Source organism: Limnobacter sp. SAORIC-690 (assembly GCF_002954425.1).
GTDB classification, from domain to species: domain Bacteria; phylum Pseudomonadota; class Gammaproteobacteria; order Burkholderiales; family Burkholderiaceae_B; genus Limnobacter; species Limnobacter profundi.
This window is the reverse complement of record NZ_MQVZ01000001.1, coordinates 2,172,223-2,194,232: the sequence shown is the minus strand read 5'-3', so window position 1 is coordinate 2,194,232 and position 22,010 is coordinate 2,172,223. Positions and strand designations below refer to the sequence as shown.

Annotated in this window: 26 protein-coding genes and 3 pseudogenes; 13 read left to right on the top strand and 16 right to left on the bottom strand. The window is 50.1% G+C overall.

The genetic code is table 11. The annotated features are described in order from the left end of the window. Positions 1 to 54 precede the first annotated feature (54 nt). Positions 55 to 804, bottom strand: coding sequence for an MBL fold metallo-hydrolase (locus tag BSZ31_RS10515; protein WP_105028711.1), 750 nt, complete (start codon positions 802 to 804; stop codon positions 55 to 57). A gap of 151 nt (positions 805 to 955) precedes the next feature. Between BSZ31_RS10515 and BSZ31_RS10510 the strand changes: the two genes are divergently transcribed. After that, complete coding sequence (locus BSZ31_RS10510; protein ID WP_105028710.1) at positions 956 to 1,765, top strand: sulfite exporter TauE/SafE family protein; 810 nt, start codon at positions 956 to 958, stop codon at positions 1,763 to 1,765. A 268-nt stretch (positions 1,766 to 2,033) separates the two neighbouring features. Here BSZ31_RS10510 and BSZ31_RS10505 read toward each other — a convergent pair whose 3' ends face one another. The 3 genes from BSZ31_RS10505 to BSZ31_RS10495 all read right to left on the bottom strand — a co-directional run bounded on the left by BSZ31_RS10505 (position 2,034) and on the right by BSZ31_RS10495 (position 4,670). Beyond that, positions 2,034 to 2,759, bottom strand: a complete 726-nt coding sequence (locus BSZ31_RS10505; RefSeq protein WP_146106666.1) for a hypothetical protein — start codon at positions 2,757 to 2,759, stop codon at positions 2,034 to 2,036. Beyond that, positions 2,708 to 3,349, bottom strand: a complete 642-nt coding sequence (locus BSZ31_RS10500) for a hypothetical protein (protein WP_105028708.1) — start codon at positions 3,347 to 3,349, stop codon at positions 2,708 to 2,710. The genes BSZ31_RS10505 and BSZ31_RS10500 overlap by 52 nt, the downstream gene beginning before the upstream one ends. Before the next feature lie 178 nt (positions 3,350 to 3,527). After that, on the bottom strand, positions 3,528 to 4,670 hold the full coding sequence (locus tag BSZ31_RS10495; RefSeq protein WP_168426936.1) for an acyl-CoA dehydrogenase family protein: 1,143 nt from the start codon (positions 4,668 to 4,670) through the stop codon (positions 3,528 to 3,530). A 127-nt stretch (positions 4,671 to 4,797) separates the two neighbouring features. On the opposite strand from BSZ31_RS10495, the gene BSZ31_RS10490 reads away from it, so the two are divergent. Beyond that, positions 4,798 to 5,403 carry a TetR/AcrR family transcriptional regulator gene (locus tag BSZ31_RS10490; protein WP_105028707.1) on the top strand — a complete coding sequence of 202 codons (606 nt, stop codon included), beginning with the start codon at positions 4,798 to 4,800 and terminating at the stop codon, positions 5,401 to 5,403. A 24-nt stretch (positions 5,404 to 5,427) separates the two neighbouring features. Here the strand turns inward: BSZ31_RS10490 and BSZ31_RS10485 are convergent, their stop codons facing one another. Next, on the bottom strand, positions 5,428 to 5,631 hold the full coding sequence (locus BSZ31_RS10485) for a YjfB family protein (RefSeq protein ID WP_105028706.1): 204 nt from the start codon (positions 5,629 to 5,631) through the stop codon (positions 5,428 to 5,430). Positions 5,632 to 5,705: 74 nt separating this feature from the next. Next, the gene (locus tag BSZ31_RS10480) at positions 5,706 to 6,029 is read right to left on the bottom strand and encodes a hypothetical protein (RefSeq protein WP_105028705.1); all 324 of its coding nucleotides are present in this window, start codon (positions 6,027 to 6,029) and stop codon (positions 5,706 to 5,708) included. A gap of 162 nt (positions 6,030 to 6,191) precedes the next feature. Here BSZ31_RS10480 and BSZ31_RS10475 point away from each other — a divergent pair, with 162 nt between their 5' ends. Next, positions 6,192 to 7,895 (top strand): acyl-CoA dehydrogenase family protein, encoded by a 1,704-nt coding sequence (locus BSZ31_RS10475; protein ID WP_105028704.1) that lies wholly within the window; start codon positions 6,192 to 6,194, stop codon positions 7,893 to 7,895. On the opposite strand, the gene BSZ31_RS10470 is transcribed toward BSZ31_RS10475, so the two are convergent. Then, positions 7,820 to 8,290 carry a hypothetical protein gene (locus tag BSZ31_RS10470; protein WP_105028703.1) on the bottom strand — a complete coding sequence of 157 codons (471 nt, stop codon included), beginning with the start codon at positions 8,288 to 8,290 and terminating at the stop codon, positions 7,820 to 7,822. The genes BSZ31_RS10475 and BSZ31_RS10470 overlap by 76 nt on opposite strands. A gap of 119 nt (positions 8,291 to 8,409) precedes the next feature. Between BSZ31_RS10470 and BSZ31_RS10465 the strand changes: the two genes are divergently transcribed. From BSZ31_RS10465 to BSZ31_RS10445, 5 genes are all read left to right on the top strand, one after another. Continuing rightward, positions 8,410 to 8,649, top strand: a complete 240-nt coding sequence (locus BSZ31_RS10465) for a DUF2798 domain-containing protein (protein WP_105028702.1) — start codon at positions 8,410 to 8,412, stop codon at positions 8,647 to 8,649. A 1,615-nt stretch (positions 8,650 to 10,264) separates the two neighbouring features. After that, positions 10,265 to 10,834 (top strand): FkbM family methyltransferase, encoded by a 570-nt coding sequence (locus tag BSZ31_RS17360; RefSeq protein ID WP_105028701.1) that lies wholly within the window; start codon positions 10,265 to 10,267, stop codon positions 10,832 to 10,834. 55 nt (positions 10,835 to 10,889) lie between these two features. Beyond that, entirely contained in the window at positions 10,890 to 12,119 is a 1,230-nt protein-coding gene (locus BSZ31_RS10455; protein ID WP_105028700.1) for an oxygenase MpaB family protein, read from the top strand. A gap of 60 nt (positions 12,120 to 12,179) precedes the next feature. Next, a complete protein-coding gene (locus BSZ31_RS10450) occupies positions 12,180 to 13,010 on the top strand; it encodes an SDR family oxidoreductase (RefSeq protein WP_105028699.1) in 831 nt (276 codons plus the stop codon). Between the two features lie 5 nt (positions 13,011 to 13,015). Then, positions 13,016 to 13,606, top strand: a complete 591-nt coding sequence (locus BSZ31_RS10445) for a TetR/AcrR family transcriptional regulator (protein ID WP_105028698.1) — start codon at positions 13,016 to 13,018, stop codon at positions 13,604 to 13,606. A gap of 16 nt (positions 13,607 to 13,622) precedes the next feature. On the opposite strand, the pseudogene BSZ31_RS10440 reads toward BSZ31_RS10445, so the two are convergent. The 3 genes and pseudogenes from BSZ31_RS10440 to BSZ31_RS10430 form a co-directional block, all read right to left on the bottom strand. Further along, positions 13,623 to 13,973 (bottom strand): annotated as a pseudogene (locus BSZ31_RS10440) (sterol desaturase family protein); the annotation flags it as partial. A 78-nt stretch (positions 13,974 to 14,051) separates the two neighbouring features. After that, positions 14,052 to 14,132: pseudogene (locus BSZ31_RS17825) on the bottom strand (integrase core domain-containing protein); the annotation flags it as partial. A gap of 221 nt (positions 14,133 to 14,353) precedes the next feature. Next, complete coding sequence (locus BSZ31_RS10430) at positions 14,354 to 15,214, bottom strand: MobA/MobL family protein (protein ID WP_168426935.1); 861 nt, start codon at positions 15,212 to 15,214, stop codon at positions 14,354 to 14,356. 237 nt (positions 15,215 to 15,451) lie between these two features. On the opposite strand from BSZ31_RS10430, the gene BSZ31_RS10425 reads away from it, so the two are divergent. Further along, on the top strand, positions 15,452 to 15,904 hold the full coding sequence (locus BSZ31_RS10425; RefSeq protein WP_105028696.1) for a hypothetical protein: 453 nt from the start codon (positions 15,452 to 15,454) through the stop codon (positions 15,902 to 15,904). After that, a complete protein-coding gene (locus BSZ31_RS10420) occupies positions 15,891 to 16,307 on the top strand; it encodes a hypothetical protein (RefSeq protein ID WP_105028695.1) in 417 nt (138 codons plus the stop codon). The genes BSZ31_RS10425 and BSZ31_RS10420 overlap by 14 nt, the downstream gene beginning before the upstream one ends. A gap of 294 nt (positions 16,308 to 16,601) precedes the next feature. Here BSZ31_RS10420 and BSZ31_RS10410 read toward each other — a convergent pair whose 3' ends face one another. The 6 genes and pseudogenes from BSZ31_RS10410 to BSZ31_RS10385 all read right to left on the bottom strand — a co-directional run. Further along, positions 16,602 to 16,835, bottom strand: a complete 234-nt coding sequence (locus tag BSZ31_RS10410) for a hypothetical protein (RefSeq protein ID WP_105028693.1) — start codon at positions 16,833 to 16,835, stop codon at positions 16,602 to 16,604. A gap of 16 nt (positions 16,836 to 16,851) precedes the next feature. After that, on the bottom strand, positions 16,852 to 17,784 hold the full coding sequence (locus tag BSZ31_RS10405) for a tyrosine-type recombinase/integrase (RefSeq protein WP_240605783.1): 933 nt from the start codon (positions 17,782 to 17,784) through the stop codon (positions 16,852 to 16,854). Positions 17,785 to 17,894: 110 nt separating this feature from the next. After that, a complete protein-coding gene (locus BSZ31_RS17820; RefSeq protein ID WP_369907290.1) occupies positions 17,895 to 18,098 on the bottom strand; it encodes a DUF4224 domain-containing protein in 204 nt (67 codons plus the stop codon). A gap of 111 nt (positions 18,099 to 18,209) precedes the next feature. Further along, positions 18,210 to 19,292 carry an AAA family ATPase gene (locus BSZ31_RS10395; RefSeq protein ID WP_168426934.1) on the bottom strand — a complete coding sequence of 361 codons (1,083 nt, stop codon included), beginning with the start codon at positions 19,290 to 19,292 and terminating at the stop codon, positions 18,210 to 18,212. A 205-nt stretch (positions 19,293 to 19,497) separates the two neighbouring features. Continuing rightward, positions 19,498 to 19,683 carry a hypothetical protein gene (locus BSZ31_RS10390; RefSeq protein ID WP_105028689.1) on the bottom strand — a complete coding sequence of 62 codons (186 nt, stop codon included), beginning with the start codon at positions 19,681 to 19,683 and terminating at the stop codon, positions 19,498 to 19,500. Between the two features lie 16 nt (positions 19,684 to 19,699). Further along, positions 19,700 to 20,029 (bottom strand): annotated as a pseudogene (locus BSZ31_RS10385) (helix-turn-helix transcriptional regulator); the annotation flags it as partial. A gap of 185 nt (positions 20,030 to 20,214) precedes the next feature. On the opposite strand from BSZ31_RS10385, the gene BSZ31_RS10380 reads away from it, so the two are divergent. The 3 genes from BSZ31_RS10380 (at position 20,215) to BSZ31_RS10370 (ending at position 22,009) form a co-directional block, all read left to right on the top strand. Next, complete coding sequence (locus tag BSZ31_RS10380; RefSeq protein ID WP_105028687.1) at positions 20,215 to 20,445, top strand: hypothetical protein; 231 nt, start codon at positions 20,215 to 20,217, stop codon at positions 20,443 to 20,445. A gap of 22 nt (positions 20,446 to 20,467) precedes the next feature. Continuing rightward, positions 20,468 to 20,875, top strand: coding sequence for a hypothetical protein (locus tag BSZ31_RS10375; RefSeq protein ID WP_105028686.1), 408 nt, complete (start codon positions 20,468 to 20,470; stop codon positions 20,873 to 20,875). A 195-nt stretch (positions 20,876 to 21,070) separates the two neighbouring features. Further along, complete coding sequence (locus tag BSZ31_RS10370) at positions 21,071 to 22,009, top strand: helix-turn-helix domain-containing protein (protein ID WP_105028685.1); 939 nt, start codon at positions 21,071 to 21,073, stop codon at positions 22,007 to 22,009. Position 22,010: the final 1 nt, after the last annotated feature.

The following is a 22,010-nucleotide window of genomic DNA, read 5'->3' as shown; positions in this document are numbered from 1 at the left end:
ATACAAGGTAATTCACATCAAAAACACCAGGCACGGAACAACTCAATCATTGAATCAACCCTGTTTACTTTCTGTAATCTGTTGACAATATTTTTCAAGCTCTTCAGGCAAATGGCTTGGACAAACCCCACATAGACGATTGCCTGGCACCGCATAATCAATAAATTTGGGATAAGGCAAATTCAGATTACGCATGATCTCGATAAACTCCTGAAGAGTTTTTTGCTCACTCAGGCGAGGATTTCGGTTTTTCTCTTGCCCTATCGAAGAAACACGTCGATTTTGATAATCGTGGCCGGGATACACCAAAGTATCTTCAGGCAAGCGAAACAGTTTCTCTTTGACACTTTTGTACAATGTGGGGGCGTCCCCGTTCTGAAAATCAGTTCTGCCGCAACCATCAATCAGCAAAGCATCACCAGTAAATACCCGTTCCCCAAGGTGATAGGAAAAGTGACCATCCGTATGACCAGGTGTATGCAGGGGATCAATTCGCACAGTGCCCACAACAAATGGTTTCCCCTCCTCTATCGCGTGGTCAGTGCATGGCAGCCGATCAAAGGCAGGCGCTGCAATTTTGCTACCTACCTTTCGTTTCAATTCGAGCGCAGCGGTGATGTGATCTGCATGAATGTGGGTATCCAAGGTATAGGCCAGTTTTAAACCGAGCTCATTCAAGATGGCAAGGTCTCGGTCCATCACAGAAACTACTGGGTCAATTAATATGGCCTGCCCGGTTTGCTCACACCCTACAAGGTAAGTGTAAGTGCTGGAAACAGGCTCGAAAAGCTGCTTGAAAATCATCTTTCAACCCCAATAATTTATATATGCGCAATAACACATATAATAAACACATCATCTGTTTTTGTCGCCTGCGATGCGGCGAATAAGACCAACAAGGCAAAATGATTAACTTTCGGAACTATTCGGGAAAATTCTTGAAAAAGGCATTTCTATGATTGGCACCCTGGCCTTGGGGCTGTTGGTGGGATTGGTTATGGCGCTGACCGGTGCTGGCGGAGGCGTGCTGGCTGTGCCTTTGCTGGTTTTTACCACGGGCCTGCCTGTGCAAGAAGTATCACCAATTGGCCTGCTAGCCGTGGGCCTTGCCGCCACGCTGGGTGCAGCGCTGGGTTTACGTGCGGGTGAGGTTCGCTACAAAGCAGCGGCCCTGATGGGTTTTGTGGGCTTGCTTCTCTCGCCTGTGGGTTTTTGGGTGGCCCAACAAGTCGACACACAGGCATTGGGGCTGGCCTTCGCGATAGTGTTGCTTTGGGTTGCATTCAATGCGTTTCGTGGTGCTGCCAATTCTGAAATGAATGTGATAGATGCGCCGCCTGATTCCGAAAAAAGCAAATGCCCCTGTATCCGCAGCCCGGAGACCGGGCGGTTTATCTGGACATGGCCATGCGCTCGCGCACTGGTTTTCTCGGGCGCAGTGGCCGGCTTTTTGTCAGGCCTACTGGGCGTGGGTGGCGGCTTTGTGTTGGTGCCTGCCCTGCAGCGTTTTACCAACCTGAGCGTACAGTCAGTCACCGTGACCTCCTTGGCAGTGATCGCAATTGTGTCGACATTCGGAGTGCTGAACAGCGCAAACGCCGGTGCATTCAACTATGAAGTGGGCATTACTTTTGCTGCTGCCGCGCTCAGTGGCATGTTGGGTGGCCGGTTGATTTCAAACAAGATGCCAAGTGCCCAGTTGAAAAAGGCATTCGGTGCGATGTGTGTTGTGGTCGCAATTTTGATGGTGATCAAAAACACCTGAATCTGTCAGAAACCGGGCGTGATCCCAAAAACCACGGTAAATGCCCTTGCACCCTGGAAAGTGCCGTAGTCGCTGCCATAAAAAAGTATGACCTTCACCAAACACTCCGTTTGCTGACAAATTACTCACAGTATTCTGAACGGAAATAATGGGGGTTTAACAATGACGCGTAACCAACGTGACTATTGTTTACGGGATGGTCTATTTTCTTAAACTCTCCCCCAACTGTTTTGGTCGGGGGATTTGAAGTCGGACCTCGAGGTAAAGCTTAAACAGGCAAGGCACCAGTTAATGAATCCAGCGGCCCCAGTCCTCCGCCGTCAGTTGAAATTGGCAGGGCACCGGTCAGCATATCCAGTGGCAATGCATCTGTGGGCAGTGCCGTACCTGCGCCCGAATCGCCAGAACTGGCGCTATCGCCACCCAATACCTCTCCCACCGTGCCAATCAAGCCAGTGGGGTCTTGGGCGGAGGCATCGGTCACAGCGCCACCCAGTGTTTCAACGCCATCGGCCAAGGTATTGACTCCGTCTCCCACGGCACTCGTGACCGGATCCAGAGGGGCAAGCGCGGCGTCTTCAGCAGTCAGGTCGGTCAGCCCTTCGCTTACTTCATTCAGGGTACCGGGAATACCATTGGTGTCACTTGTGTCGTCGCTCGTGCCCACGATCGGGGCAAGGATTTCTGATGTGACCGGCGCCAATGGGCTGTCATCGCCAGCCAGGGTGTTACCCACATCGGCCAAACCTTGCGCAACGCCATCCACAGCGCCAGAGTCCGAACCCAAGGTTTCTGTCAGGGGATCAACCAATGGTGCCAAGGGCGTGTTTTCAGTGCCACTGTCCAGCCCAGTCGAAATTGAATTCACAGCACCAACCAACCCACCAGCATCGGAACCATCGCCACTGCTGGGGTCGCCTACAACGCCTGCAAGCACATCAGTCAAACCGGTTGGATCTTGATCCGAAACTCCACCAATTGCACCGCCAACCATACCAAGCCGTCCGAGACTGCATCTGTGGCCCCCGCCACAGGTGCCAAGGGCGTTTCCTCAAGGCCATCACCTATTGATTCGACACCACCGGCCAAACCACCAGCACCGCTGCCACTTTGGCCAGCGCCACCATTGTCATCGTCGTTGCCCAGCAAAAATGCACCTGCAGCCACTGCGCCCAGGCCAGCGGCTGCGCCTCCGCCCAAACCACCAGCCAACAAACCAGCACCAACCAGGCCTGACATCTCGCCTGTGCCCTGTTCGAGAATGGCAGATGAGACATCGTCATCAATGTCGTAAAGTTCAACACCCTCAGTCAGCGCCACCACTTTGGTACGCGAAGCCGCGCCTGCTACGTCTGAGCCAATCTCCTCCAGACGCGCTGCCGCGCCAGGCTGCAGCACCAGTAAAGTATCGCCTTGTCCAGGTCCACGCGCAGGAATGCGGATTTCCATGGGAGTGGCCGAAGTGTTTGAAATTTCATCGCCCCACTGAAACAACTCCGCATCAGCCACAACCTGGCCATTGCGGGTAATGGTTGGGGTCGCATTCGGGGTTTGAATTTTCGCAACTGGAACTTGATCGATCATGGTGTGTATACCTGTAAGTTTTCGGATGCAAGTCATACACAGAAACGGGATATTCAGATTCGAAGATTGTTACTAAACTTTGTTAATTATGTTTAACACAATAATCATTCAAGTATTGATCAACATCACGTCAATAAAAAAGCCCGTCAATCGACGGGCTTTTTTAAGTCAAAACAGCTTACAGCGAACGCGCGATGATTTCTTTCATGATTTCGCTGGAACCGCCATAGATGCGCTGAACACGGGCATCCGCGTACATCTGCGCAATCGGGTACTCCATCATGTAACCGTAGCCACCGAAGAACTGAAGGCATTCATCGATCACCTTGCATTCAAGCTCACTCAAATGCAATTTGGCAATCGATGCAGTTGCCGCGTCCAGCTTACCCGCCACCAACTTTTCAATGGAGTTGTCAATAAAGGCCCGAGCCACGACAGCTTGAGATTTCAGTTCAGCCATTTTGAAACGGGTATTCTGGAACTCGAAAATGGATTTGCCAAAAGCTTTACGTTCTTTCGTGTATTCCAGGGTAATTTCAATGGCCATTTCAATCGCAGCCATGGCACCCACACCCAGCATCAAGCGCTCGTAGGGCAACTCAACCATCAACTGCATGAATCCCATTCCCTCAGCGCCCAATACGTTTTGGGTTGGAATGCGTACATTGTCAAAAAACAATTCGCAGGTGTCTTGCCCTTTCTGGCCGAGTTTTTCAAGAATTCGACCTACTTTGAAACCTTCAGCTTTCTTGGTCTCTAGCAACATCAACGTGGTGCCTTTGGCGCCTGCGCTTGGGTCAGTTTTGGTAACCAGAATAATCACGTCGGCCAGATAACCATTGGAAATGAAAATTTTGGAACCATTCACTACATAGTGATTGCCCTCTTTCACCGCGCTAGTGCGAATGCCCTGCAAATCTGAACCGGCACCTGGTTCGCTCATCGCAATCGCGCCAATCATTTCGCCGCTTGCCATCTTGGGCAGGAAGTATTGTTTCTGTTCCTCAGTGCCATGATTCAAAATGTACTGGGCTGCAATTGCATGCACATGCACACCGAATGAACGGTCGCCGCTGTAGGCCAATTCTTCAAACAACACGGCCATGTGCGTGAAATCACCACCAGCACCACCGTATTCTTCAGGAATATCTGCGGACAACAAACCCATCTCACCAGCTTTTAACCACAGTTCGCGATCCACATGCTGTTGTTTGGCCCATTTGTGCTGATTGGGCTTGATCTCGGTTTCAACGAAACGGCGGATGTTGGAACGATAAAGTTCGAGGTCGGAATTCATCCAGCTGGGCTTGGGGTATCTCATTTGTCTCTTCACACTCTCAAAGTTATAGGTCACATGACCGAATATCGTAAAGTGATTATAGGTCACGTGACCTGTTTGTCAACAATCAGGTCAATATTGGGGGCAATTTTTGAGTTAAAGTACGCACATGAATACACACGCCACCACCGACAAAGGTCACATTCGCTCGCAAGAGATTTTGCGCACCGCACAGACCATACTGGCCAGCGAGGGCTATGCGGGCTTAAGTATGCGAGGCGTAGCTACCCAGCTGGGCATTTCGCTAAGCACCGTTCAGCACTACTACACCAACAAGGAAGCGCTGGTTGAGGCCTTGCTGATCTATGTGATGGACAACTATCAGGCCGCGGTTGCGCAAGTGATGAATGCGATGAGCGATAAAAGCCAGCTTGAGCGATTTAAAACAATCATTGATTTGATTCTGATTGAAATTCGCCGGCCTGAAACCTTTGGTGTGCTGGCAGAAATCTACGCCTTGTCGAACCGCTTGCCTTTTGCAGCACGTTTGGTCGAGGCCGTGTACGCCAGGGAGAGAAAAGAGATTTTCAAACTAATTTATGGCCTGGAGCCAAAAATCAGCAAGGCAGAATACAAGTTGAGGGCCGCAATGATCGTTGTTCAAATACATGGGCTGGTTTCACAATTGGCCCAGGACAACGACCCGAGCCTTAGCCGCAGGCAACTTGAGCAAGCGGCAAAACAAAGCTTCTTGATGCTGGCCACCAAAGCCTGACCAAAGCCACGTATCGCCTGATGTTCAGGCGTACACGTTCAATTTCGTACCCAAATTACCACTGGTGGCCAGTGCGGGTGGCTGGGGAATCGACTGGATCAGTTGCGCCACAGACGACTCAGCAATGTCCATGGTTTTCTTGAACACTGCAATTTGGCCCTGTTGAATTGATTGCGCTTGCTGCATCTGAACCGTGGCATTCACCACGGCGGCGGGGGACACATCCATTGTTTTTCTCCGTATCTGTCATTTCGATAACGGCAGCCTGGGCTGAAACTTGAGTGCTTTATCAGGCTGGGGTTTTAGTGCCCTTTTTTGGCACGGTCCAGTATTTGAACCACCAGTTCACTTCGAATTTGCTCGCCACGCTCTACGTTCTGCGCATGCAACAACACGTTTTCCTCAATGAGTTTCGCCATGGAGCTGAGCAGCACATAGATCAGGTCTTCAGCCTTAAACATGGCTGCATTTTGAAGAATGTTCAAAGCCCCCAAGCAGCAAGAATGTCGCAGCGCCATTTCATCCACAGCCAGGTCCCCATAATCAAGCGGGTCCTCCTTGGCAACTTCATTGACCAGCATCACAAGGGTGTTCAGATCAATTTCAACTTGATGCGTTGTTGCCATGGTGTTTCTCCGTGGTGAGCACACCTTCGTTCTACCATAGCGCTGTACAAAAAACCAGCACTGAATGGGTGTAATCCCATTTCATTAATTACAAGTATTTGCATTTCCGATTAAATTAAGTAATTATTGAGAAATACATCAAAAACGACAGGGATAAATGCCATGAAAACCGCCAAAGAATTGCAAGCCAGCCCAATCGTGGGCGAGACCCACCAGGTACAGAATGTTGCCAACGAATTGCACAGCTACAACCTGTTTACCACTGATGCTGCTTTGCTCGAAGGTGTGAAGCGCGAGGGTGGCGCCTGGGGCGTGTCTGAAATTGCTGCTTTTGGCGAAAAGTGTGGCAAACCGGAATACCTGGAGCTGGGTTTCCTGGCCAACAAATACACCCCTGAGCTAGACACCCACGACCGCTTTGGCAATCGGGTCGATTCCGTGCGCTACCACGGTGCCTACCATGAGCTCATGAAATCAGCCCTTGAAGAAGGACTGCACAGCCAGCCATGGACCCACCCACGCGAGGGCGCACATGTGGTGCGCGGTGCCAAGGCATTCATGCAAAGCCAGGTGGAGGCCGGGCACGGTTGCCCCGTCACGATGACTTTTGCCTCCATCCCAAGCTTTCGCTTACAGCCTGAAGTGGCTGCCATTTTCGAATCGAAAATATTGAATCGCGGCTATGACCCCCGCAATGTGCCCATCGATGAAAAACAGTCCATTACTGTGGGCATGGGCATGACCGAAAAACAAGGCGGCTCGGATGTGCGGGCCAACAGTACAATGGCCACTCCTGTGAACCAGCCAGGTGCCGGGCAAATGTATTCACTGGTGGGGCACAAATGGTTTTTGTCTGCCCCCATGTGCGATGTGTTTTTGATTCTTGCGCAAACCGCTGCCGGTGTCTCTTGCTTCGCAGTGCCGCGCTGGTTACCTGATGGCACGAAAAACGCTTTGAACGTCATTCGCTTGAAAGACAAAATGGGCAACAAGTCCAATGCCTCCAGCGAAGTGGAATTTCGCGGTGCCCAAGGTTGGCTAATTGGTGATGAAGGCCGTGGTGTACCCACCATTATCGAGATGGTCAGCCTGACCCGTTTTGATTGCATGGGTGCATCGGCGGGCCTCATGCGTGCGGGCCTGGCCAATGCCATTCACCATTGCAAACAACGCGCGGCGTTTGGCGCCAAGCTGATTGATCAACCGTTGATGCAAAACGTACTGGCCGATTTGCAACTGGAATACGAAGGTGCCATGGCTTTTTCCATGCGCATGGCCCGAGCACTGGACAAAAAAGACAGCGACGAGCATGAAGCACACCTGGCCCGCCTGGCCACCGCTGTGGGCAAATACTGGATTTGTAAACGCGCCCCACAACACAGCTATGAAATCATGGAATGCATCGGTGGCAGTGGCGTAATGGAGAATTCGATTTACCCGCGCCTGTTCCGCGAAAGTGTAATCAACCCGATCTGGGAAGGCAGCGGCAACGTGCAATGCCTGGATGTACTTCGCGCCATTGGCAAAACCCCGGCGGTGCTCATGGCCTTCAATGCAGAATTGAACAAAGCACGGGGAGGCAATTCTATTCTTGACCAATACCTGGATGGATTGAACCAACAATTTATGCAGTTAAACCCGACCGATATGCATGGCCTTCAATACAGCGCCCGAACCATGGTGGACCAAATGGCTTTGGCCTTTGAAGCATCGCTGTTGGTGCGCCATGCACCCACCGCTGTGAGCGAAGCATTTTGCGCAAGTCGCCTAGCGGCCCAAGGCCACCACAACTATGGCGCTTTGCCCAAAGGCGTGAATGTGAAATCGATCATTGAGCGAGCCGACCCAGGCGTTGTTAAAGCATAGTTCCATTGGACTGGAATCGCCACACTCCGAGCCCTGACCGACAGGCTATGCACCATGTCGTGAAAGGGCTTTCGCATGCGGGGTGTGGGCCAATACAATTGCCCCGCCAACGCAGGTTGTTGACTTAAAATTGCTTCAATCGCGGGTATGCAATCGTTCCACACCATGGCATTGGGCCAAAGCATAGCGGCCCATTCAATGGCCTCCAGCTCAGCCAGCACCGAACTGAATGCCTGACAGGGCGCACTGTATAAATCCACTACCTCGCCATTCTCCATGCACACAGCTGCCATGCAATAGCGCCCCTGCCCCGCACCTGAGGCATCCACCAACACATGCCGCCCGACGTTAAACACCGCCGCAGTTCGATTTTCCGGGGCCACCCGAAATACCATGAAGACCACCCTTTCTCAAAAAGACCAATCTGACAACAAAAGTGAGAGTGTTTACCCTGAGGGTTACTACCAGCAATTGTCGCTAAAATGCCCAAATTCGAGCACCACCACAATACAACATGAACGCCTTACCCCAAGCCCAACCCGGAAAATTGTTCCAACTAGTCTTTGCACTCATCATGGGTTTTCTCATGGTGGGTATCGTTACTTTCGTCACCACCGCCAGCAATTTCGGCTTCGGCGGTAACTTTCTGGCCACTTGGGGAAAAACATACCTGATTGGTTACCTCGCTGCGGTGCCCGCCATTTATTTGCTTGCCCCCATCGCGCGGCGTATCACGACCCAACTTCTGAACTAATGCACTGAAGCAGCATTCCCCCTTTCCTCCGGTTTTCACTGGCGCTAAGCTCGGCTTATTCTTGCGGTTAACAAAACTCAAGTTACAGGCCAGGAGCCCAGCACGTGACCGAATTCAAACGCACCCAGGACATGCACCAGTACTACCGCGACAGTCTGGTGAAAACCTACTTTTTCGATGAATTCGGGAAAATTCCCAAAGACACATTGATCTCGTTGATCGATACCAACTCCTGCGATCCGGTCTATTGCGCTGAGGTGCTGCAGGGCGTGCAATCAGGTCTGCCTGCGGTCAAGGACCAGGCACTGCGGCAAATCATCATGCTGATTGCGCAGTCGCATTTGTCCATGGACAAACACCGCAACGGCATTCAAACCCCGATGCCCGCAGCCTACAAAAAAGGAATCCGAGACGGGCTCATGCGCGTACTGCAAAAAGTGCCCAATGTGAAATACCTGATCAACGCCATTCAAATTTTGTACCGCATTGGTGAAATTGATGAAGCCATGGCCTTGGTTCGTAAAAATGAAAAAGTAGTCGACACTTCACCGCACCTTCAACAAATTGTGGCCATGGTGTACACCATGGAGGAACGCTATGAAGAGGCATTGCCCTACCTGCTGAAGCTGGTCGATTCCGGTGCCCATCAAAGCAATTCACTGATCAAGCTGATGAGTATGGCCTGCATGTACAGGCTGGGCGCGCTGCCTGATGAACCGGTGGACTTCGCAAGCCTTGTGAATAATCACCCCGGTGAGAATGCCGAATTTCCTTACCAATGGCTGATTGCACCCGGCAGTGACCACCGCAACAAACCCACGCTGCTGATCGCCTGTGACGACAAATATTTTTATGAACACGCCCTGGCTTTGGTGTACTCGGTGCTTGAACACAACCAGGCCAATGTGCTGGTTCACTTTCACCTGTACACCCCCAATGCCAGTGTTGTTAAATACGTACGCGATCTGGCTGCGAAATATCCGCAACTTGAAATCACTGCAGCGCAGGAAGCAATCGATTTGAAATCACCGACCAAGGTGGTTGAATTTGCAACCCGGCGATTTGCAGCCAGCAAGGCTTTGCTTTCGCACTTCAACGCGCCAGTCATTTTGCTGGATGCCGATGCCCTGTGGCGCAAACCCTGGAATGAGACCATGTGTGAATTGGCCAGCAACAGCGATGTGATTGTTTGCCAGCCCAAAGCTGCACCGTTCTGGGAGCATGTGGCCGCTGGCATGATGTACTTGAACAACACACCGGCCGCGAAGCGTTACATCGCCCAGGTGGTGGCATTCATCGAAGACAATTTGCGAAAGGGAAAATCACTTTGGTTTCTCGATCAAATTGCCCTGTCAGCATGCCACCACGAAGCGCACAAACACCAATGGGGCATCCGCTTTGCAAGCACAGCACCCGATCAGTTAATGGATGTGAATCACGGCGAGCACGCATTGACCTGGGTAGTCACCAACCAAAAACATGCAGCGGGTGCGTATGCGGATTACAAACGTGAACTTCAACAGAGACACGAACAACTACCCTACTCCAACCCCAACGATGCATTCCTGACAATTAGCCAACAAAAAAACCAGTGCAGTTTTTGCAAGTTGGGGCCATGGACGGCGTCAGCTACGACCCCATTCACCCGTTCATTCGTAATTTCGGCTGGCACGGCGTGTTGGTTGAACCCCTGCCCGACATGCTGGAGCGCACACGCAACAATTACCAAGGCTGTACCGGCCTCGTGTTTGAAAACGTTGCAATTACAGAACAAGTGGAAACCAAAAGTCTGCATCGAATTGCACCCGAAGTGATAGTGAAGCACAAGCTGCCAGACTGGCTCAAGGGCATGTCCACCTTCAGTGACACCAAGCTGAAGGACTATCAACAATATGTCACTGTGGAAGAGGTGCAGTGCATGCCCTTAATGGCCTTGATTGAGCGCAATGCCCTGCCCAGTGTTGATGTTTTTCAGATCGATACCGAAGGCTACGACTACACCGTATTCAAACAACTCGATTTCTCGAAATTCAGACCCACCATCATCAACCTTGAAATCGTGAACCTGAATGCAGACGAACTACAGTCACTGGAGCGAGACTTGTTTGCACAGGACTACGTGTTTTATCGCTACGAATTCGACATGATCGCCATGGACAGGCACTGGTTTCAAAATGCGACTTGAATGCGATTAAAAATTCGCATTAGTCTGGGGTATTCACACTGCGTGTTTTTGCTCCATGAAGACGATTGATTATCCTGCCCCCACAAGGCTTCGACCATTCCAGCTCACGCAGATCAAGACGCCATGGCCCATTCGCCAACTGCTGGGCAGGCCATTTGCTCCCACTCCCGAAGAATACGCAAAACTGCACCACGGCCTTTTTGACGGCGACCCAGTCATGGATCGTTACATTGAATCTCGCATTGAACAATCTTCCGAAAAACCAGATTGGCGAGAATTTCACCAAGCTCTACATTCGCCCAAGCCATCTGAATTTCAAGGCAGCGACGCGCTGCAAACCCTATTGAAATCGACCTGCACAAACCCAACTTGGGTAGATAGGAATTTGATCGAAGATGGCGTGCAATTCATTCATAGCACTGGGCGGGCTGCCACCGATGTGTTGCGCGACATGGCGCTGATGGGCGGCTACCTGATGGTGGCCTTCAACAAAACCCTAATTCTCACGGGCGAACTTGAAAAAGGTGCGGCCCCCAGGCTGGCGAGCACCGCTCAGTGGTGGCTAAAGGTGGTCAATCCAAACGCCAACTGCGCGGGCGGGCCTGGCGCCTTGGCCACATTGCGGGTGCGTTGGATGCATGCCTTGGTTCGCCACCAGTTAAGAAACAGCCCCCAGTGGGATTCCAGGCAATGGGGCCTGCCCATCAATCAGGTGGACATGGCAGCCACCTATCTGGGCTTTAGTGCAGTCATGCTGCTGGGCCTTCGTAAAATGGGCATTGTGGTTACACCGCACAATTCAAGAGCAGTGATGCAACTGTGGAAACTGATCGGCTGGCAAATGGGTGTGAGGGAAGAATGGCTCGTGGACACAGAACAGCAGGCACTGGTGAAACTTCGCCAGTTTCTATTCACCCATTCACCACCTGATGAATCCACGCACCGTTTGGCCAGTGCTTTGGCTGGTGAGCCTTTAAGCCGCAACTACGCAAGCCTTCAAACACTTCGCAAACACTATGCACATCAAAAGCATTTGAGTTCATCCTGGTATTTGCTGGGGCCACGCATGTTTCACAAACTGGGGCTACGCGCGCCTTTCGGTCCCTTCATTGCGCTGCTGGCTGTGCCTGCCCGTGTTGCGCATCATGCACTGGGGCGAACCATTCCCGGGCAATGGGCACGGTTAATAAGGCATGGCCGAAAAGCGCAAGAAATTGCCGTTGCAGAACTTCAACAGCGGCAAGCCGATCAGCCCAACACCCCAGTTTCTGTCAACGCGAATTGAATACGAACAATAAGTCGTATTAAACTGAACGCTCGTTTGAATTAAACCTTGCGGGGCAATATGGGAAGCTGGACGAATAAAACTGTGTTCATCACCGGCGGCAGCCGTGGCATTGGCCGGGAAATCATTCTGCGGCTGGCTCGCGAAGGCGCCAACATTACTATTGCCGCAAAGTCAGACCAACCCAACCCGAAACTGCCTGGTACCATTCATTCCGTGGCGCAGGAAGTGATTGAAGCCGGTGGCAAAGCCCTGCCGATAGCAACCGATGTGCGCGATGAAGAGCAAACCAAGCGTGCCATTCAGGACACTGTGCAACACTTTGGTGGCATTGATTTGCTGGTGAACAACGCCGGCTTTCTTGGCATTACGCAATTGGGCATCACCGATACGAAAAAATTCGACTTGATGCACGCATTGAATACCCGCGCGCCCCTGATCACCATGCGTGAATGCCTGCCACACCTTCAAACGAGCAAAGGCAGTGTGCTGAATCTGTGCCCGCCCTTGAACCTGGATGAAGGCTGGCTGGGTGCGTTCATTCCCTACACCACCACCAAGTACGCCACGACCCTGCTCAGCATGGGTTTCCAGCAAGAAGTGAAAGCCAAAGGAATTGCAGTCAAAACATTGTGGCCTGCCACCTTGATTGCTACAGCTGCGGTGGGCATGTTCAGCGGCGAAGAAGGTCTGAGCGTTTCTCGCAAGCCAGAGATCATGGCAGATGCCGCTTTTGAGTTGATCAACCAGCGCAGTCGTTTTTCTTCGAAGGTGTCGTGGCTTGATGAAGAAGTGCTGCGTGAAACCGGTGTTTCCGATTTTGCGAAGTACGCCAACAACCCGGCTCGGGCAGATGAAATTCAGCGGGACTTCTATATCGGAAAGTTCTGACACCCATGCGCAAAATTCCGCAGCAACAGCGATCCAAAGAACTGGTGGCACGCCTTGTTCAGGCTACGGCGCAGGCCATTCGTGAACATGGCATGGACAAATTCACCACACACCATGTGGCCGAACAGGCCGGTGTCAGCGTGGGGTCGCTGTATCAGTATTTCGATTCGCGCGAGGATCTGGTTGAAGCATTGCTGGAGGATGTCACGCTCAATCTTCAACAAGGCTTGAATGCTCTTGTACTGGAAAAAACCACCGACCTTCGTCAAATGGTGGACCGCTCGGTGCGGTTTGGCATGGCCTTCTTGAGGGCTGACGATGGCCTTGCGATTGAACTGGTGCGCAACTGGTACAAGCTGCCCACACACAACGTAGTGCGCCTGCTTCAAGACACGCTGCTTGACTTCATGCGGATGTACCTGCTGAAAAATCCACTGTCGAACAATCCTGAACGGCTTCACATTCGCAGTTTTGTCATAGCCAACTCAATCGTGTTCACCATGATCCGTGCGATCAGCGAGCCCAATCCATTCATCACCGATGAGGAACTGACACTTGAACTGATTGAAATGGTGATCAGTTATTTGAATGCCTGATCAACAACACCACTGGCTACTGTTTGTTTTCGTCGTAAATGGTGCCGCCAAACCGCAAGGCAGAATCTTCACGCCTGGAATGCAGCACCGGATAAAACATTTGCTGAGCCCAATGTTCCTGGCCGTGAATGCGGTCGTCCATCAAGCCGATGTGTTCCGGGTATTTGCGGGTGATGTGCGCCGTACCAAATATCACATCCCACAAAAACAGCATGTTGCCGAAATTGCCTGTGTAATTGCCAATGCCATCCTTGTTGGTCAAGGCATGGTGCGCCCAATGTGTGGCTGGAGTTGAAATGGTTCGCTCGACCACCCACATCACCGGGTGCAGCGCCTTGATTTTGTACAGCGGTGACCTGCCCGGGAATTTCCTACCACTGAGAACTTAACTTTATGGTCTCAGTTGATAAATCGTTTTGCAATCCTGCCACGAACTCATTCGGGGTCAGGTCAGGTAGTTCAAACTGGAGTGCGGTCTGACCGCATTGTAATGCTGCCTCCAGTCTTCAATAATTACTCGTGCTTCTACTCCCCACACTTCACCTACATCAATCTCTGCCATCAGTTTCACGCGCTCGGGTCGTGGAATTTCATGCAGGTCGAACACGCCGTTGAACTGCGGCATTGTCTTGGCCATATGGTTGGCCAGCTTGGCCAGGGTTTTGGTGGGGCCAATAACCACGTGTGCAACATCTTGCCCAGAAGCGCCGCCAAGAGTGGCTCACCTGCGCGAAACAAGCCGGCTGGTTACATGCTCATTCCTAGGCTTGGTTTTGTGAAACCTGGCTGCTTAAGAAATTCGTCGAAGTCGGCTTCGGTCAAAGTACGATTGTGCTTAGCAATTCTCTGATTCAATTCGGCGGTTGTATGTGGTAGGCCGCGCTTAGCCGCCCAATGACCCTTTTGCCCCAGTGGGATCGTTGGAATTTCAGGTGACCCACGACGCCTTGCCGACTTCGAATGCATAAATAGGTCGATTCCTGCCTCCCTCGCCTTCGCATTGATCATGTCAGCCACCGCCTGGCGAATCTTTTCAATTTCAACGCGACCAGTTTTCCCATCATCCAGCACGCGAGTTTTTTTACCAAACCCAATGGGGGTCATTTCGCGCGTGCTGAATAGAATGTGGGTGTGCCAGTTCTCGTTATGAAAAAATCCGGGTGCACTTTGCATGGGTACTGCGTGCTGCCCTTTGAGTTTGAAAAGCTCCTCCGCCGAAAAAATCTTTGGCTCATGAATGTCCGCTTGAACAACCACCTTGTATTGCTTAACCAGGTAGTGCGCAATTTCCGCAACCAATAGAGCACGTTCTTCATATGTAAATTCTGCGGGCAAAGAAATCATAAGCTCACGGGCCAAGCGGCTATTTTTTCGCGTGTCTGCCTTGGCTGCTGCGTTCCACACTTTTTCTGGGTACAAAGCCCAACCCGGGGAATTCTTTGGGGCCGTTATGTAACTGAAGCAAACATCTTTTCGATGCGAATAATCGTAAGTCTTCCCTGTTTCCGCATCGGTGATTTTTTGACCTGCTCGATAGGCTGAGCGCTGCACAATCGAAGCCCCGTCAGACCTTGAAACAACATTTATTTGGCACTTAAAGTTCTTCACGTTAATACTCCAAAAGGTAGTTTGCGTATCTGAAACAAGAGCAAATTGGTGTGGTCGCGTACGTTCAGATCAAGAAATATTTCAGAACAACAGATCACTGCATGTTTTGCATGGTTGCGTTCTTCAACTTGTTCTCAAGAATAAATCTCACTGCTTTTTTAACCTAGTAATTCGTTTACCTCAAAAGCACTGTGTTCTAAATTTAGTGCTCAAAGCCATAACTAAAGAAGGAAAAAAATGCGAACAGCACAACAACGACTTGCTGAAATTGAACGCAAACAAATTCTCTTAATTAAAAAAGCACGTATCGAAGAGACAAGAAAAACTCAAAAAGTGGGCGAGTTCGTACGCGAGCACATGCCGAATGTTGAAGCAAGCCAAGAGTTCCTTGCTTGGTTGCGGACAGACATTGACAAGGCATTATTCGGCGTCACCATCGACAAAAGGGAGCGCATGCCACGGGGCGAGAAGGCTTCGAGTGGGCAAAAGCACGAAGAGGTCAAGCCCAAAAGCATGGAGCCAAAGGTTGCAAATAAAAACAGACCCAGTTTTGCAACGGAAGCCAGCCTCAAGGGGCTTCCAGAAGAGGTTCAGGTCAAGGTAGCAGCGATGACAAAAAAGCCTGAGCCGAGCCCACTGACTGGCGGTGCAGGTGACTTTTTAAGGAACAGGCTCAATGGACAAATCTAAGCTGGCCAACATCGCATTACTGAAGCAAGCTGTTGGCGAAGCAAAAGGCCTTGGCGTTCCCGAAAGTCCAATTAGATATGATGAAGACGATTTTAATTGTCTGTTTGCCTGGGAAATTTCGAACGCAATTGCGTTTGATTGGGCCAAAAGGACCCTCACCGAAATTGATAGGGACTTCATTTTTGGCGTGGGCTTGAAAGATACAAAAAGAGGACTAGTTGAAGCTGCGGCAGTAGACTTGCTAGAAGTTATAGAGGCCGAATCCTTTGATGAGCTTGCTGACTTGCGAGATGGTCGCCAGTATGAGCTGCATGGGCTGACGAAGTTCGGGGATGATGATTTTGTTTTTAATCCAGCATGCCACCAAATGGCAGCCATCGTTTTATACCGCAAGCAACTTTAATCAATGAGCTCGCAACCCACGCCCACTTGGGTGATCCCCAGGTGGGCCATCACATGGGACCAAGTGCCCTCACAGCTTCTACAGAACACCAAAATTGTAGCCCGCATACCCTCCTCGCCCTTTGAATCCTGAATTCCACTTAGTGTCCGGGAGAGGTCTAGGCTTGAGCAGAATGGGCACATGTAGGAATGGTGTAGCAGCCGTTCCTTCATGATCTCAAAGGCGTCAGGTGGAAGATCTGGATCGATGTTCATGACTAAGTTTTCTAAAAAATCCCACTGTGGGATTTATTGATCAAGCGGCCTTTTTCAAAATATGAAGAGGTCTTACTAGAGTCAACAAGCGAGCTGATTCTGCAAATAGAGCCCGTAGTTGGTCGCCATCGACCCCAAGCCCCGCCCCAATGTTTTGTACTTCATTGCTGGCAGCCAGATAATCAAAAAAGGAGACTAGCTCAACATGTGAGCCACCGACCACCGCCAAACCAGTGTGCGTGTTTTCAATCACCTTGATCGCTTCTACCATCATGTAAGACCTCTTGATGTTACTTGGTGGGCTTGACTGCATCACCACGACGCTGCCTAGTGTAATGTTCGGTCATGCTCAATGCGGCATGGCCAAGTTGCCTTTGGGCTTGCCTAATATCCCCAGTGGCTTCGGTGGTATCGGTCGCCGCCTTAGCCCGCAAATCCCTAAACTGGAACCCTTTAATATCCACCCCAGCGGCAGCCCTGGCCTTGGTGAAGCGCCCTTTCAGTGCGCCCTCAGTCAGCTTACTGCCTGTTTCAGTGACGAGCAAATACTGGTGGATCACGTTTTTGACCCGCCGGTAGGCCTGAATCTCTTCGACTAACACCTTGAGCTCACCAACAATTTCGATCCTCAGCTTTTTGCCGGTTTTTGACTGCTCAAAATGAAGAAAGCCATCTCGAATGTCCCCGGCGGTGGCCGAAAGCACGTCACCTGGGCGCTGGCCAGTGAGGTAAGCCAACTTCATTGCAAACCTGGTGGGCTGGTCAGCTTCTTTTAACACCGCCTCAAATGCATCGTCTTCAACGTAAACAGTTGCGCGCCCTGTCTCTGAGTAACCCTTGATCCCCTTTACTGGGTTCTCAGCGTCCGTCATGCCAACGCTTCGGGCGAAGTTGAACATATGCGAAAACAATGCCTTTTCGCGATTAGCACGCACGTGGCCTTTGCCATCTTTTGTCCTCTGGTCCAAATACTGTCTGACATGAAGCGGTCTAATTTGATCCAAGGGCGCCGGTGGCTTACCAAAAAACTTTTTCAGATTCTCAATTTCCTTCAAGTTGTCCTGTCGCGTGCGTGGTGCCTTGGTAGGCAACACATCTTTTACGTAACGGTGCACAAGGTCAATGAACGTAGGCCCCTCCTTAATTACCAAAAGGCCGCTATGTTCCTTTTCAAGTTGCGCCCACCTTTCCACCGCCGCCAAGAAATTGGTGCCCAAGGCCACTTCTTTTCTAGGCTTGCCCCCCAAGTCATAGGCATAGTAGTCCGTTCCATTTCTAGTCCGCTTTCTCAGCCTGGGCGGCAAGTTGTTATTCTTGTACGCAGTGCGGCCCATTACATTACCCCTGGTTGCCAGGTGGACTTAGAAGCGGCCGGCGGTGGCACCAGCTTAGAAGACTCGAAATATGAACGGGCGACGATTGGCCTGCCCCGAGCATTCTGAATAAAGGGAATGCCAGCATTGCGCAAAAATGCACACTGCAATTGATGTTTGGTTAGGCCGCTTCTGCCAACTGCAATGCCACTTAGCTCAACCATTTCTTCTTCTGACAAAAACATCTAGGCCTCATTTTTGATACACATGAAAATAAAGTAGCTTTAAAAATTAAACCTGTGGAAAAAAACAGGGGTTTTAGGCAACTATATTTTTTATGACCGAAATTCGGACTTCAAACCTAGGCGCTTCACATCAATCAAATTGACCTCTTCGCAGGCGTTACGAAGGGCGCGTGCGGCCAACCTACGAAGATCTGCATTGATCTGGCGAAGGGACCGTGTTGAAACATTCAAGGCCTCCATAGCCTTTTCTTCGAACGCTACCGGCAGCTTGGCGGCCATCATTTGAATAATCTTGAGCTGCTGTTCGGCGGTGGGCCTAGACACCTGAATGACTTCACAGCGATCGAGAATTGCGCTATCAATGCCGGCGGTGGAGTTGCAAGCAAGGATTTTGATCCAGCCGCTTAAATCCATTTCATGCTCAAAATAGAGATCTTTGAATCTGGATGACTGGTCCAAATCAAGCAACTCAAGCAAAACTGGCTCGATTGGGTAATGGCGATTGTCTTGATTTCCTTCGTTCGCTTCGTCGCAGAAAAATACGCCAGCGTGCGCATTTGTGCGGGCGATTTCAAAAATGAAACTAGATGGCTTACCTTTGTTCCAAGTAGAATTGGAACCCGTCAAGGCCCATGGCGCGTCGGCGGTGGCGCAAGAAAAATTAATAAAAGGCGCCCCCGTTACATTTGCAATTGATCTCGCAAAATGGGTTTTGCCAATGCCTGGTTGACCAACCATCAAGATGGGGCGTGGCGATGGGCGTTCCTGTCGAGCAGACAAAATAAGCTCGCTGCACAGAAAGTCGATCACCTCAGTCATCGCTGGGTGGCTTTCAATCAGGATTTCCTCCAAAAGAGCAAAGCGCGGATCGTATTGATTTTTATAAATCGATTTTTGCTTACCCGCACAGTTCGAAAGCGACTTGATCTTTTTGAAAAAATCAGTTTGCTCTTCGTGCATGGTGTCAGTTTCGCGACCTAGAAGCTTTTCAAGCAAATGACATTCGGGCATCCGAAACTCGGGTGGGGTCTCATCGTGATCAAACTTTTCCTCTCCATCTTCGGGCTCTTCATCTTTTACAGGCAGTCCCGCTTTATTCAGTTCCTCGACAAGCGGGTCCCGCTTCTTTTTTACATCGGCAAACTGCTCCACAATTTGCAATTGCTTGGCCAATTTTTCGGGCACGATTAAGGAAAAGTCGCCGGAATGGTGCATTTTGTAAATTTGGTGCCATGCCATGTAAGTCATACCACCGTGTACCCGATACCAACTCAATGGCCCATTTTTCTCTTCAAAATTGGACATTTAAAACTCCAAGCAAAAAGGGGCCTGAGCCCCTAAGCGAGGGGCTAATAAATTCGTTGGCGGTGGGGTTTATTTAGCGGACGAAGTGTTCCATCAGCCCGGCCTGGGCGAGCTGGGCGTGCTGAAGTAGTTGTTCAGCCAAGTTTTCAACCGAGCAAATTGCTTCAAACGTAGTACGGGTCATTATGGTTTTTTTGTAATACATAAGGTCGAAACCAATGTCAGTGGCGTCTTCGCGGTTGAATTTTGAACAAGCCATGATGTACCCCTTTTTTTCAAAAACTCCCAGCCAGGGAGTCGATCATCTTTCTTGCTGCCCGCCTAAATTCGGGCGAACCTGTTTGCAAAACTTGAACAATATGCGCAATGTCGTCGTCGTTTCCGGCCGGTAAATTCATGCTGGCCAGTTTTGACTCAATTTCACTTACACGTTGTTCCAGGCTTTTTTCAGCCACCAGGAACTGCGAGCCATCCCTTATTTCCTCAAAAGACATGCCTAAGTAATCCGCGATTTGCTTACAGCTATCCACGCTCGGTCTCGTTTTCCCCGCTGACCACTGGCTGACTTGTTGCGGACTAAACCCAAGCGCATCGGCCATTCGCGAGCGATTACCCCCGAATTTTTTTGTGCAGGATGTGGCTTATTGCCGCTTCAAAGTTTTCATTCATTGGTGTCAATCCTACAATATTTTGATTTAAAAGTCAACTGTATTGAAATTACTATTCACAAAATTTCTTGATATTGCTTTAAATTTGAATTATATTTAAATAGTCAACAACGGGGGTACAAATGGAAATCAAAGATCAATGTTTTGAAGGCTTAAGCGGCCCACAAATTGCCATCCGCGTTTTGGGTGGCCAAACCAAGGCAGGCCAAAAATTTGGTTACACGCCTCAGGGCGTTCAAAACTGGGTAGTTCAAGGCATTCCAAAAAACTTGGTGGAACACGTGGCTGAATACACCGGGATTCCGATTGAAATCTTAAAGCAACGCCCTGGTCGCAGCAAGAAAAACGCTTGAAATTTAAAGCAACAAAAAATACATGGAAAAAACAGGGTTTTTGGCCCAAAAAAAAATTGGGATGGTTACGATGATTTTAAGGTTTGCCGAAATTGAGGAAATAGACCAAGGGCTGGCCGATCAGGTTTTAAAGGCCGATCAGGTTTCGGGTCAGGTGATCAAACGATGCGCCCAGCAAATAATACGAGGGTTTGTTTTTGATCGCGAAATTAACTCAATGGGATTTATGGGGGCCTACGCCGAGCTTGGCAAGGCCATTAACAAGTTGCAACAAATCTCTAAAACGGAGGTGAATGAGAAGAAAGTTGAAATTATTGATGTGTGCATAAAAATCACGAGTGACCGTGTTCGTCAGCTTGTTTTGGCGGGGGTCATGATTTCAGGGTTACCAGAGCAGCCAATCTTTCAAGGATCGGTTTTGGTGCACTAATTTTTTTGTAGTTAAGAAAACAAAAAGGACCCCGACAGGATCCTTTTGGTCTCACTTCGCTTGGTGGAACAAGCTTTGTGAATTTATCAAAACGTCATTTAGGGATGACATCGATATGACAAAGAATACCCGTTTATTAATTAAAAAGCAACAGTTACTTGTTGCGCAAGTGCATGTTTTCGTTGGGGGTTCGAAATGAGCTTCACAGTATCCGCGAAGACAAGAATTTCCACCGCCGTGGGCAATGCCAAGTATCTTTTGTATATGTTGGCTAATGCCGCGAATCACGACTTCGAATGCTGGCCGTCACTTTACACACTTTCTGCAGAGATGGGTGTTGGGTTGACCGCCGTCAAATCAGCGCTGAAATCCCTTGAAAGAGATGGGCACATCACCATCAAGGCCAGGTTCAATAAGAGCAACGTCTACAAGGTGCATCCGCTCGAATCTGCCGAGCTTAAATCATTACTTGTTGATAAGCCCGCCAGCAAGGATAGGGAGACTTTGCTCGACGAAGCCTTTCGAGCAATTCAAGAAAAAAAGAAAAGTTGCGCAGTAGAGAACAAGAAAAAAACTCAGGAAAAGTTAATGGGTCGGAATCCGGCTCATCAAAATTTACAGTCAATGGGTCGGAATCCGACTTTTAATGGGTCGGAATACGGCTCCACAGTGAGTCGGAATCCGGCTTCTAACAATCATTTAATCTCAATGAACAATAAAGAAGAAGCTGGCGCTTCACCCTCCCCCTCGTCTTCAGTAATAGAAGAAAAAAAACAACGACATGCAAAAAATCCTAAGGCCAAGAAAACGGCAGGCGGATTAATGACGCTTGCCCAGTATCTGGAGCACTGTGATGAGACAGGCGCATACCCACTTCCAGAGACGCACTACGTTTGGGTAAGAGCAGAAAAGATGGGCTTGCCAGATGAGCTTGTTTTGCTTGACTGGCATGCCTTCAAAGACAAGTACCTGAATGACCAGAACGCCAAAAACAAAAAGTACGCGGACTGGCTGCAACACTTTTGCAATTCACTGCAAAAGAACTGGAACGGTCTGTACTTCAAAAAAGCCGATGGAAGTGTTGTTTTGACCACCGCCGGCAAAAACCAACAAGCAATACATGGGATGAACTGAT

Bases quoted from the DNA above. Each gene is read 5' to 3' on its own strand.
- BSZ31_RS10510 (WP_105028710.1), top strand. From the start codon at position 956: ATGATTGGCACCCTGGCCTTGGGGCTGTTGGTGGGATTGGTTATGGCG.
- BSZ31_RS17820 (WP_369907290.1), bottom strand. From the start codon at position 18,098: ATGGTTGAGCTAAGTGGCATTGCAGTTGGCAGAAGCGGCCTAACCAAA.
- BSZ31_RS10495 (WP_168426936.1), bottom strand. From the start codon at position 4,670: ATGAGATACCCCAAGCCCAGCTGGATGAATTCCGACCTCGAACTTTAT.
- BSZ31_RS10470 (WP_105028703.1), bottom strand. From the start codon at position 8,290: ATGGTATTTCGGGTGGCCCCGGAAAATCGAACTGCGGCGGTGTTTAAC.
- BSZ31_RS10480 (WP_105028705.1), bottom strand. From the start codon at position 6,029: ATGGCAACAACGCATCAAGTTGAAATTGATCTGAACACCCTTGTGATG.
- BSZ31_RS17360 (WP_105028701.1), top strand. From the start codon at position 10,265: ATGGACGGCGTCAGCTACGACCCCATTCACCCGTTCATTCGTAATTTC.
- BSZ31_RS10380 (WP_105028687.1), top strand. From the start codon at position 20,215: ATGGAAATCAAAGATCAATGTTTTGAAGGCTTAAGCGGCCCACAAATT.
- BSZ31_RS10425 (WP_105028696.1), top strand. From the start codon at position 15,452: ATGCGAACAGCACAACAACGACTTGCTGAAATTGAACGCAAACAAATT.
- BSZ31_RS10370 (WP_105028685.1), top strand. From the start codon at position 21,071: ATGAGCTTCACAGTATCCGCGAAGACAAGAATTTCCACCGCCGTGGGC.
- BSZ31_RS10420 (WP_105028695.1), top strand. From the start codon at position 15,891: ATGGACAAATCTAAGCTGGCCAACATCGCATTACTGAAGCAAGCTGTT.
- BSZ31_RS10500 (WP_105028708.1), bottom strand. From the start codon at position 3,349: ATGATCGATCAAGTTCCAGTTGCGAAAATTCAAACCCCGAATGCGACC.
- BSZ31_RS10465 (WP_105028702.1), top strand. From the start codon at position 8,410: ATGAACGCCTTACCCCAAGCCCAACCCGGAAAATTGTTCCAACTAGTC.
- BSZ31_RS10490 (WP_105028707.1), top strand. From the start codon at position 4,798: ATGAATACACACGCCACCACCGACAAAGGTCACATTCGCTCGCAAGAG.
- BSZ31_RS10390 (WP_105028689.1), bottom strand. From the start codon at position 19,683: ATGGCTTGTTCAAAATTCAACCGCGAAGACGCCACTGACATTGGTTTC.
- BSZ31_RS10515 (WP_105028711.1), bottom strand. From the start codon at position 804: ATGATTTTCAAGCAGCTTTTCGAGCCTGTTTCCAGCACTTACACTTAC.
- BSZ31_RS10445 (WP_105028698.1), top strand. From the start codon at position 13,016: ATGCGCAAAATTCCGCAGCAACAGCGATCCAAAGAACTGGTGGCACGC.
- BSZ31_RS10410 (WP_105028693.1), bottom strand. From the start codon at position 16,835: ATGATGGTAGAAGCGATCAAGGTGATTGAAAACACGCACACTGGTTTG.
- BSZ31_RS10455 (WP_105028700.1), top strand. From the start codon at position 10,890: ATGAAGACGATTGATTATCCTGCCCCCACAAGGCTTCGACCATTCCAG.
- BSZ31_RS10485 (WP_105028706.1), bottom strand. From the start codon at position 5,631: ATGGATGTGTCCCCCGCCGCCGTGGTGAATGCCACGGTTCAGATGCAG.
- BSZ31_RS10505 (WP_146106666.1), bottom strand. From the start codon at position 2,759: ATGGTTGGCGGTGCAATTGGTGGAGTTTCGGATCAAGATCCAACCGGT.
- BSZ31_RS10475 (WP_105028704.1), top strand. From the start codon at position 6,192: ATGAAAACCGCCAAAGAATTGCAAGCCAGCCCAATCGTGGGCGAGACC.
- BSZ31_RS10375 (WP_105028686.1), top strand. From the start codon at position 20,468: ATGGAAAAAACAGGGTTTTTGGCCCAAAAAAAAATTGGGATGGTTACG.
- BSZ31_RS10450 (WP_105028699.1), top strand. From the start codon at position 12,180: ATGGGAAGCTGGACGAATAAAACTGTGTTCATCACCGGCGGCAGCCGT.